Annotated in this window: 7 protein-coding genes; all 7 read left to right on the plus strand. The window is 72.6% G+C overall.

Going from position 1 to position 10,380, the window contains the following annotated elements; genetic code table 11:
• On the plus strand, positions 1-1,227 hold a 1,227-nt coding region (locus tag D7X12_RS34270), incomplete at its 5' end, for a PEGA domain-containing protein (RefSeq protein ID WP_147443885.1).
• A 28-nt stretch (positions 1,228-1,255) separates the two neighbouring features.
• Positions 1,256-2,464 carry a PEGA domain-containing protein gene (locus D7X12_RS34275; protein WP_120629423.1) on the plus strand — a complete coding sequence of 403 codons (1,209 nt, stop codon included), beginning with the start codon at positions 1,256-1,258 and terminating at the stop codon, positions 2,462-2,464.
• Positions 2,465-2,512: 48 nt separating this feature from the next.
• A complete protein-coding gene (gene sppA, locus D7X12_RS34280; RefSeq protein ID WP_120629424.1) occupies positions 2,513-4,996 on the plus strand; it encodes a signal peptide peptidase SppA in 2,484 nt (827 codons plus the stop codon).
• Positions 4,997-5,251: 255 nt separating this feature from the next.
• Positions 5,252-6,868: a transcription termination factor Rho gene (rho, locus tag D7X12_RS34290; protein WP_208719462.1), complete on the plus strand. Its 1,617-nt coding sequence runs from the start codon at positions 5,252-5,254 to the stop codon at positions 6,866-6,868.
• A gap of 57 nt (positions 6,869-6,925) precedes the next feature.
• Positions 6,926-7,192 (plus strand): hypothetical protein, encoded by a 267-nt coding sequence (locus D7X12_RS34295; protein WP_120629425.1) that lies wholly within the window; start codon positions 6,926-6,928, stop codon positions 7,190-7,192.
• 4 nt (positions 7,193-7,196) lie between these two features.
• Positions 7,197-9,128: a DUF4129 domain-containing protein gene (locus tag D7X12_RS34300; protein WP_120629426.1), complete on the plus strand. Its 1,932-nt coding sequence runs from the start codon at positions 7,197-7,199 to the stop codon at positions 9,126-9,128.
• Positions 9,121-10,380 (plus strand): DUF4350 domain-containing protein (locus tag D7X12_RS34305; protein WP_120629427.1); only part of this gene is annotated, 1,260 nt, incomplete at its 3' end. The genes D7X12_RS34300 and D7X12_RS34305, both read left to right, overlap by 8 nt.

The following is a 10,380-nucleotide window of genomic DNA, read 5'->3' on the forward strand; positions in this document are numbered from 1 at the left end:
CCCGTCACCCCTGCCCCGACGCCCGTCGCAGCGCCCGTCGTGCGCGCGGCGCCGTCCCAGGCGGTGGCGCTGTTCGGCGTGGCCCGCCAGTCGGCCGCCTCGGACCAGGCAGCGAAGCTGGAGGACACGCTGTCGCGGAAGCTGGGCGCGGCGGGTGATGTGGAGTTCGTGGACCTGGCGACCGCGTTCCCGGCGCCGGAGCCCCAGGGCATCCCCAAGGGGGACGCGCTCTTCGACGAGGGCCGCTCCGCGTACGACAACCTGGATCCCGACACCGCGGCGGTGAAGTTCAAGGCGGCCGCGGACGCGTACGTGCAGCGCCCGGGCGACCTGCGTCCGGAGAAGCTGGGCGAGGCCTACCTCTTCCAGGGCGCCTCGCAGCTGCTCAACGGCGACGTGGCGGGCGCGAAGGTCGCCTTCACGAACGCGATGGTGGCGGAGCCGTCCCTGCGGCCGGACGCGGGCCAGTTCGGCCAGGACGTGCAGCGGGTGTTCGCGGAGGCGCAGAAGGAGCTGGCCGCGCAGCCCCAGGGCTCGCTGGTGGTGACGTCCCAGCCGCAGGGCGCGCGCGTGCTGGTGCGCGGCCGCGACGTGGGCGCGACGCCGCTGTCGTCCGTCAAGCTGCCGCCGGGCCGCTACCCCGTGCAGGTGGTGCTGCCGGGCTACGCCCCGTCCGTGACGTACGCGGAGGTGAAGCCGTCCGCGCCCACCGAGGTGAAGGCGAAGCTGTCCTCCGCGCCCGGCCTGTCCGCGCTGCGTGACGCGGCCGCGAAGGCCGGCACGGAGCAGGCGTTCGACGCCGACGGCGTGCCCCCGGAAGTGGGCGCCATCGGCGAGCGGCTCAACGCGCGCTACGTGGTGGTGGCGGCGGCGTTCCAGGACAAGAAGGGCCGCCTGCACGGCGAGGTGCAGGCGTGGGACCTGCGCACGAAGAACCGGCTGCGCGGCGTGGAGGTGGACTTCGGCGAGCGCGACGGCAAGGGCAGCGCGAACGACGCCGCGGAGCAGGTGCACACCTTCCTCACCGGCTCCGCCCTGCCCCAGGGCACCACGCCGGGCAGGAACGCGGTGGCGTCCTCGGGTGACTCCGTGCTGCGCAAGCCCTGGTTCTGGGCCGCGGCGGCGGGCGTGGCGGCGGTGACGGCGGGCGTGGTGTACGTGGCCACGTCGGACCGCGCGCCCGGCTTCAACCCCGTGAACGGGTTGCCCGGTGGAATTTCCTTCTAGTGCCTGCGTCAAGCGTCCAGGACTCCCCATGAAAGCCCTCTCGCTCGCGCTCGTGTTGCTGCCCGCCCTGGCGCTGTCGTCCTCGCCCCCTCCGGGCCGTATCTCCGCGCTGCTCATCCCCATGGACCCGTCGTCCGAGTCCTCGGGGGTGCAGATGGAGAACTACATGAACGACGCGCTCGGCAACTTCGCCAACTACTCCGTGCGCAAGCCGAAGGACCTCTTCGGTCTGCCGGACGACGCGGCGGCCCAGGCGTCGTTCCAGCGCGCGAAGAAGGGCTTCGAGGAGAGCGTGAAGGCCTTCGAGGCGCGCGAGTACGAGGACGCGGAGCGCAAGGTGCGCGCCACCCTCAAGGAAGTGCAGGGCTCGGTCGCGGCCATGCCCTCGTGCTTCCCGCTGTGCGACGCGCTCGCGCTGCACGGCGCCATCCTCCAGCTGCGGGGGGACGTGGAGGAGGCGAAGCTGCTGCTCATCGACCTGATGGCACTCAACCCCACCTTCGAATTGAACCCCAAGCGCTTCAGCCGGGACTTCATCGGTCTGCGGGTGCAGGTGGCGACAAGCCGCACGTCGCAGCTGCGCGGCACCGCCACCTTCAAGTCGCGGCCCGCCGGCGCGCGCGTCTTCGTGGACGGCGAGGCGGTGGGCTACACGCCCGTGACGCTCCCCGCGCTGCCGGTGGGCAAGCACCTGGTGCGCATGGAGCGCCCCGGCTTCCGCCAGTTCGGACAGATCGCGGAGGTGACGCCGGACGACACGGAGGTCAGCGCGGCGCTCGTCCCGACGGCGACGTACAAGGCCTACGACGTGCAGCTCGACAAGGTGGTGGGCGACGTGTCGCGTCCCAGCGACAAGCCGGCCAACGCCGTCGTGGCGCTGGGCAAGTCGCTGGGGTTGGACCGGACGCTGCTGGGCACCGTGCGTGTCATCCCGGAGAAGGGCACGGAGCTGGCCGTGGGGCTCTACGACGTGAAGAGCGGCAAGCGCCTGGGCTCGCGGCGGCTCGTGCTCCAGGGCGACGAGTACGGACAGCTCAAGCTGGAGATGGAGCGGGTGGTCAACCAGCTCATCAACACCGAGGGCGAGAAGGTCATCCGGGCCAAGGATCCGCTGGAAGGCCGCAGCGGCGCGGAGGACTGGAGCGCGGAGGACCGCGGCGGCCAGCAGCGACAGTCCGAGAAGAAACGCTCCACGGACGACCCCTTGGATTCGATGTCGGGAACCGAGGATTGGTAGCGGACGGCGCTTGTCCCGGGACGGACTGCCCCTAGAGTCCCGGGCCGCATGCGCCTCCTGCCGCTGTTGACCCTCCTCCCGACGTTCGCGCTCGCGCAGACGGGCGCCGTCGTCCGCGCGCCCACCCCGCCCCGGGGCATCACGCTGCCGCCCACCAACGCGGCGCTCGTGGACGAAGCGCCCGCGCTGTCGCTCAACCCCGCCGGCCTGGGCTTCCTGGACGCGGGGCAGCTCTTCTACCTGCACGAGCGCAACCTGGAATCGGACGCCGTGGGCGACGCCGTCTTCCTCGGCGCGCGCCTGCTGGGGCTGGGCGCGGGCTTCTCGCTGGAGTGGATCCGCGGCGAGAACGCGCCCGACTACCGCAAGACGTCCTTCGGCCTGTCGCTGGGGCCCCGCACGCTGCAACTGGGCGCGGCGCTGCACGACTTCAGCTCCGATGACCGCGCCATTGGCGGACTCACCAGTTGGGACGTGGGCCTCACCGCGCGCCCCGCCCGCTTCCTCTCCCTGGCCGCGGTGGCGAAGGAGCTGAACGCCCCGGAGAGCGACGGCATCAAGCTGCCGCGCCGCTACAACTTCGGCGTGGGCCTGCGCCCGCTGGACGAGCGCTACACGCTGGGCGTGGACTGGCTCTTCGCCGAAGGGGGCTTTCGCGAGGGGCTGGCCACGTACACGGTCCAGGCGGAGGTGGTGCGCGGCCTGCGGCTGGGCGGCGGGCTGTCCCACGGCTTCGTCAGCGGCATCCCGCTGGCGCTCCAGTTCTCCGCCACGGTGGACCTGGGCCACGCGGGCCTGACGTACGCGGCGGGTGGCGCGGGCAACGGCCTGGACCACGTGCTGGCGCTGCGCCTGTCCTCGGAGCGCTACCGCTCCGTGAACGGCTCCCACGGGGTGGTGACGCTGCTGGACCTGGACGACATGCTGTCGGGCGGCGTGAGCCCGGTGCTGTCGGTGCTGGGCGTGAGCGAGTCGGACCCCTACCTGCGGCTCTTGAAGTTCCTGGACCTGGCCGCGCGCGACGAGCGGCTCCAGGGCGTGGTGCTGAAGATGGAGGGCCTGCCCGGCGTGGGCTGGGGCGGGGCGGAGGAGCTGCGCCAGTCCATCCTGCGGCTGCGGCAGGCGGGCAAGAAGGTCGTGGTGGTGATGCTGTCGGGGGATGACCGCTCGTACCTCGTGGCGTCGGCGGCGGACGGCGTGTACGCGCTGACGGAGGCGTCGCTGCCCATCAACGGGCTGACGGTCAGCGTGACGTCGCTCGGCGGCACCATGGAGAAGCTGGGCATCCACTGGGACGTGGCGCGCGTGGGCGAATACAAGACGGCGACGGATCAGCTCACCCGCTCCGACATGAGCCCGGCGGAGGAGGAGACGCTGAACGCGTACCTGGACGGCCAGGTGGCGCACTACGAGAAGGCCGTGGAGGCCGGACGCAAGCTGTCGCCGGAGAAGCTGCGCGCAGCGTGGACGGGCGGCATCCTGTCCTCGCGGCTCGCGCAGAAGGCGGGCCTGCTGGACGGCGTGGTGTCCGCGACGGACCTGGACGCGCGCGTCGCGGAGTGGTTCCCCGGCATGCGCTTCTCCCCCACGTATGCGCCGCGCGACGAGCGCGAGGACCGCTGGGGCCTGCGCCGCCGCATCGCGGTGGTGCCCATCCTGGGTGACATCACCGGGGGCCGCAGCCGCGAGGATCCGCTGGGGTTCTCAAGGCTCGCCGGCGCGGAGACGGTGGTGCGCGCGCTCGCGCAGGCGCAGGCGGACCCGTCCGTGGTGGCCATCATCCTGCGCGTGGACTCGGGCGGCGGCGACGTGCTGGCGTCGGACCTGATGTACCGCGCGGTGCTGGAGGCGAAGAAGCACAAGCCCGTCATCGCCTCCATGGGCGACGCGGCGGCGTCCGGCGGCTACTACGCGGCGGTGGGCGCGGACGAGGTGCTGGCGGAGCCCACCACGCTCACGGGCAGCATCGGCGTCTACTACCTGAAGCCCGCGCTGGAAGGCCTGGGCGCGAAGCTGGGGCTGAACCAGCAGACGCTCAAGCGCGGGGAGCTGGCGGACATCCTGGAGTGGTGGCAGCCGTGGACGCCGGAGCAGCAGGCCGCGGTGCAGGCGTGGGTGGACGACTCCTACGACACGTTCATCACCGAGGTCGCGCTCAACCGGAAGATGGACAAGGCGAAGGTGGACGCCGTCGCCCGGGGCCGCGTGTGGAGCGGGCAGGACGCGCTGGCGCGCGGGCTGGTGGACGGGCTGGGCGGCCTGCACGAGGCGACGCTCGCGGCCCGGAAGCGCGCGAAGGTGTCCCCCACCGAGGACCTGGAGCTGGAGGTGATGGGCGGCGCCCGCGGCTTCCTCTCCGGCCTGGGCGGGGAGCCCGGCGTGCACGCGCTGGCGGGCCTCCTGCTGCCGGCCATGTCGGAGCGTCCCCCGGAGGCCCTGTCCCTGCTTGCCCGGGAGGTGGGCCTGGGGTCGCCCGAGCTGCTGCGCCCCGGTCTGAAGGCCATGCTCCCCTTCAGCGTGCGCATCCGCTGAAGGGGCTCAGGGGTCGCCCGGAGAACACGCCACGCGCACGGGCGGCGAAAATCCGGGCGCCGAATCCGGGCGCTCTGTTAGGGTGGTGAGTGCCTCCCGGCCGGCGCTAGGGCCGTCGGGGGGTTTCAGGAACCGGCGGTTTCGGCCTTCTCGCAGGCCCCGCGTCCGGCTTCCTGTCCCAAAACCTGCCTCCTGACGTCCCCGGCGCCCCTTTTGTGGCCGCCGCACTCCAGGGTCGTCATGGCGTGGAGCCCCATGAGCGAGAATTCCGACAACCCCGAGACCCGCAACCCGCCGCCGCCGCCCGTGGCCGCCCGACCCGCTCCGCCTCCCGAGGCGGACGACGATGGGGGTGACGACGAAGGCGACGAGGGGCCCGACGAGGGTGATTCTTCCGCAGGGGGTGCCCAGCAGGGCGGCGCGCCCGGAAGCCCCGCCGGCCAGGGTGGCCGCCGCCGCCGCCGTCGCCGCCGCCGCCGTGGCGCGCAGGTGCACTTCACCCCGGAGGGTCAGGCCTACCGCATGCAGCCGGGCCCGGACGGCCAGCAGGTGCAGGTGTTCCTGACGCCGCAGGAGCTGGAGCAGTACCGCCAGCGCCAGGCCCAGCAGCAGCAACAGCAGCCCCCGGCGGCCGCCGCCGCTCAGGCGCCGCAGCAGCAGGAGGGCCGTCCCCAGCAGGAGGGCCGCCCGCAGCAGGAGGGCCGGCAGCAGCAGCAGCACGAGCACCCCCGGCAGCAGCGCGGGGGAGGCCATGCCCAGGCCGCGCCGCAGCAGAACCTGGCGCCGGTGGAGGGCGTGCTGGACATGGAGGCCAAGGGCCCCAACGCCTTCCTGCGCCAGGTGAAGCGCAACCTGCTGGCCTCGCCGGACGACCCGGAGCTGCCCAAGAACCTGGTGCAGAAGCTGCGCCTGCGTCAGGGTCAGTACCTGAACGCGTTCGCGCAGATGCGCGGCCACAAGGGCGTGGTGCAGAAGGTGGACCTGGTGGACGGGCGCCCGCTGGACAGCGCGCCCAAGCTGCCGCACTTCGCGGACCTCACCTCCGTGGACCCCACCGAGCGGCTGAAGCTGGAGAATGGCCACAAGGAGATGGTCACGCGGGTGTTGGACCTCATCGCGCCCATCGGCAAGGGCCAGCGCGCGCTCATCGTCGCCCCGCCGAAGACGGGCAAGACGATCATGCTCCAGCGCATCGCGCAGGCGGTGATCAACAACCACCCCGAGTGTCACGTCATGGTGCTGCTCATCGACGAGCGGCCCGAGGAAGTGACGGACATGCGCCGGAGCATCAAGGCGGAAGTGCTCGCCTCCAGCTCCGACCGGCCCACGGGCGACCACCTCAAGGTGGCGGAGCTCGCGCTGGAGCGTGCGCGCCGGCTGGTGGAGACGGGCAAGGACGTGGTCATCCTGCTGGACTCCATCACCCGCCTCGCGCGCGCCTACAACAAGGAGGTCGACAGCTCCGGCCGCACGATGACGGGCGGCGTGGACAGCCGCGCCCTGGAGCGCCCCAAGCGCATCTTCGGCGCCGCGCGCGCGACGGAGGAGGCGGGCTCGCTGACCATCATCGGCACGGCGCTCATCGACACCGGCAGCCGCATGGATGAAGTCATCTTCGAGGAGTTCAAGGGCACGGGTAACTCCGAGGTCACCCTGGACCGCCTCCTCGCGGAGAAGCGCATCTTCCCGGCCATCAACATCCCCCAGTCCGGCACGCGCAAGGAGGAGAAGCTCTTCACCCTGCGCGAATACGAGAAGGTGAAGAAGCTGCGGCAGATGCTCTTCTCCGTGAAGCCGGTGGAGGCCATGGAGGCGCTCGTCAAACGGCTCGGTCGGTACACCTACAACGACGAGTTCTTCGACGAGATGTAGCGCGCAGGCCCCTCGCGGGGTGGTGTGGCGGGTTCTGGATTCACGTAAGGTGAACGCATGATTCAGGGCTCGGGCCGCTGCCATTACCACCCCGACCGCGCGGGCCTGGGCGTCTGCGTGGAGTGCCGCCGCGTCATCTGCCGCGAGTGCACCACGCAGTTCGAGGGCATCAACCGCTGCGCCAGCTGCCTCGACACGCGCCGCAAGACGCTGGAGGGGCCGCCCCCCCGGCAGGAGTGGAGCGTGGCGCACGTGGTGATGGCGCTGGTGGGCGCTGCCCTCTTGTGGGGCGGCGTCGTGCTCGCGGCCCACGCGGTGGGCTGAAGCGATGGCCGTCTCCGCGCTCGAACTTCGCCCCCGGGGGGCGGTGGCCTTGATGGATGCGGCGCTGCGGCTGTGCGCGCGCAACGCCGGCCTTTGGGCGCTCACCCTGCCCGGCGGTGCCGCGGTGGTGGCCGCGCTGCTGCACCTGGTGGACGCCGTGGACCACGGGCGCTCCCCCACCCTGCCCGCCCTGTACCTCACGCTCGCGTGGCTGTTGCGCGGCGTGGGCCAGGGCGCGGCGTGCCACTACGTGCAGGCGGTGCTGCTGGGGCCGGAGGCGGAGCCCTCCGTGCGTCCGTCGATGCGCGCGGCGCTGGGACGGCTGCCCAGCCTCTTCATCGCGGTGGCGTACCTGGCGTTCTTCAACGTGTTCACGGTGGTGCTGTCGCTGGGCATCGCGCTGTTCATCCTCTCCGCGCAGGGCGTGGGCTACGCGGCCACGATGCAGGGCCGGGGCAGCCCGCTGGGGCTGTACGGCCTGTGCGCGCGGCTCCTGGGCCCCTCGCGCGGGACGGCCACGGGGGTGCGGTGGTTGATGGCCGTGCAGGTGCTGGTGTTCTTCAACCTGCACGTGGGGCTCAACTTCCTGCTGTACCTCGCGCGGCAGTTGCTGGGCATCGACCTGACGTTCGCGGAGCGGTTCGCGTCGCTGGACAACCCGCCGTGGCTGATGTTCCTCGTGGCGACGACGTTCGCCCTCTTCGAGCCGCTGCGCGCGGCGACGGCCACGCTGCTGCTCATCGACGGGCGCGTGCGGCAGGAGGGGCTGGACCTGCTGGCCGCCGTGCAGCAGCTGCCGGAGCGGAGCACGAAGCGCGGCTCGGGCGGCTCGGGCGGCTCGGCCGATTCGAAGGGCGTCGCCGCCGCGCTGCTCGTGGCCGTGGGCGTGCTCCTCGGGTTCCCCACCCCGGCCCATGCAGCTCCCCCCAAAGCTCCGGCGACGGCTCCGACGAAGGCTTCGGCGACGGCGGAGCGTGAGGCCGTGCGCGACCGGCTGGTGACTGTGGTGGTGCACTGCGAGGTGCCCGACCTGGTGGAGGAAAAGACCATCCAGGACCTCGACGCGCTGGGCGCGGCCGAGAGCGCGAAGCTGGAGCGCTTCGTGCGCCACCTGGAGCAGCTGGCCCTGGACGACGAGGACTGTGAGGCGGCGACGGCGGCACTGGAGTCGGGGCTCGCGCAGGTGACGGCGACGGCGGAGGCCCAGGCGCGCGTGGACGCCCGCGCGGCGACGGACCGGGCGCGCTCCATCCTCGCGCGGCCGGAGTTCCACGAGCGGCCAGAGAAGGACCCCGCGGATCCGAAGCAGGAGGAGGTCCCTCCGGAGCCGAGCTGGTGGCGCCGCTTCATCGACAAGCTGGGTAAGTGGTTGGAGGAACTCTTCCGCCGCGAAAGGCCCGCGCCCGAGAGGGACACGGCCCTGCCGGTGAGCGGCGGTGCGGCGGCCAATGTCCTGGTGGTGGCCCTGGTGGCACTGACGCTGGCGGTGCTGGGTGTGGTGGTGGTGGGCGTCCTGAAGCGGCGGCCCGGCGGGACAGGCCCGGCGCTGGAGGTGAGCACCGTGGATGCCGCGGCGCTCGCGGGCAACCCGGACCATGCCCTGTCGCGTCCGCCCGAGGGCTGGGCGCACCTGGCCGACGCGCTGGCCGCCCAGGGCGAGTACCGCGAGGCGGTGCGCAACCTGTACCTCGCGCTCCTGTCGCGCCTGCACCGCGACGGCGCCATCCTGTACGACGAGACGCTGAGCAACTGGGACTACCTGCGCGCGTTCCGGGGCCGGCCGGAGGTGAAGGCCCCCTTCCGCGAGCTGACGCGCCGCTTCGACTTCGTCTGGTACGGCAACCTCCCCGTGGGCCGCGAGGGCTACGCGGAGTTCCGCGCCATCACCGCCCCGCTGCTCGCCGCGCCGCCCGTGCAGGAGGCCGCCGGTGCGTGACCGCTTTCCGCTGCTCGTCCTGGGAGGCCTGCTGCTGGCCGGCGTGCTGGGTGCGTTCCTCGTGCGCGGCGCCCAGCGTGGCGGCTTCGCGGATCCGCTGTCCACCTTCCGTGCGGAGCCCGACGGTGCGCGCGCGCTGTTCCTGTTCGCGCAGGAGAGCGGCCTGCCGGTGACGCGGAACATGGCGGACCTGCGGCTCGTGTCCGGCCCGCAGACGCTGGTGCTGCTCGCCGTCGAGTTGGAGGACTCGCACGAGGAGGATCCGGATCAGACGCGGCTCGCCTCGGAGCCGGACGCGGGCGTCGACGACGAGGAGGCGCCGCACCAGGGCTTCAACGTGCTGCGGGCCCAACAGCTGGACGAAGCCGAGGTGGAGCGGGTGCTGTCGCACGTGCGCGCGGGGCACTCGCTCGTGTACGTGCCCTGGGGCTCGCGGGAGAACCCGCTGCTGGACGAGCTGGGGGTGAAGCTGGACAAGGCGGACACCTCGCTGCCCATGCGCACGCTGGTGGCGCCGCTGCCCACGCCGTACACGCTGGGCGTCGAGCGCGTGGAGACGAAGGTGCAGGCCTACCTGCGGCTTCCGGAGAACGCCGTCACGGTGCTGGAGGATGAACGCCTGGGCTTCGCGGTGGCGGCGGTGATTCCGGTGGGACAGGGCCACGTGCTGGTGGTGGGCGCGCCGGAGCTGGCGATGAACCGGGCGCTCGCGCGGGCGGACAACGCCCAGTTCTGGCTGAGCGCCCTGGGCGCCCTGGGCCCCGGCCCCTACGCCTTCGACGAGTTCCACCACGGCTTCACCAACGAGCGCTCCATCGTGGACTTCGCGCGCCGCTACGGCCTGCACTTCGCGGTGGCGCAGCTGCTGCTCGGCGTCGCGCTGTGGGCGGGCGCCCTGAAGCGCTTCGGCCGGCCGCGTCCGCCTCCTGAGTCCGTGCGCGTGGGCGCCACGGACGCCCTCTTCGCCATGAGCCGCCTGTACCGCGAGGGCCGGCACCACGCCTTCGCCGCGGGGCTCATCTCCCGGGGCCTCACGCAGCAGCTCGCGCCGCTCGCGGGCCTGCCCTCCCACTCCACCGTCGCCGCGGTCGCCGAGGGGCTGGGGGCGCGGGGGCGTCAGGACCTGGCGCACGGGCTGCTCGACGTGGCCCGACAGACAGACGCCGTGCAGACGGACGCCGACCTCCAGACCCTCGCCACTTCCGCCGCGCACGTGCGCGAGCGCATCCACCCCGCCGGCACCGCCCGGCCC

The organism is Corallococcus sicarius (genome assembly GCF_003611735.1).
In the GTDB taxonomy this organism is placed as follows: domain Bacteria; phylum Myxococcota; class Myxococcia; order Myxococcales; family Myxococcaceae; genus Corallococcus; species Corallococcus sicarius.

Bases quoted from the DNA above. Each gene is read 5' to 3' on its own strand.
- D7X12_RS34295 (WP_120629425.1), top strand. From the start codon at position 6,926: ATGATTCAGGGCTCGGGCCGCTGCCATTACCACCCCGACCGCGCGGGC.
- D7X12_RS34300 (WP_120629426.1), top strand. From the start codon at position 7,197: ATGGCCGTCTCCGCGCTCGAACTTCGCCCCCGGGGGGCGGTGGCCTTG.
- sppA (WP_120629424.1), top strand. From the start codon at position 2,513: ATGCGCCTCCTGCCGCTGTTGACCCTCCTCCCGACGTTCGCGCTCGCG.
- D7X12_RS34275 (WP_120629423.1), top strand. From the start codon at position 1,256: ATGAAAGCCCTCTCGCTCGCGCTCGTGTTGCTGCCCGCCCTGGCGCTG.
- rho (WP_208719462.1), top strand. From the start codon at position 5,252: ATGAGCGAGAATTCCGACAACCCCGAGACCCGCAACCCGCCGCCGCCG.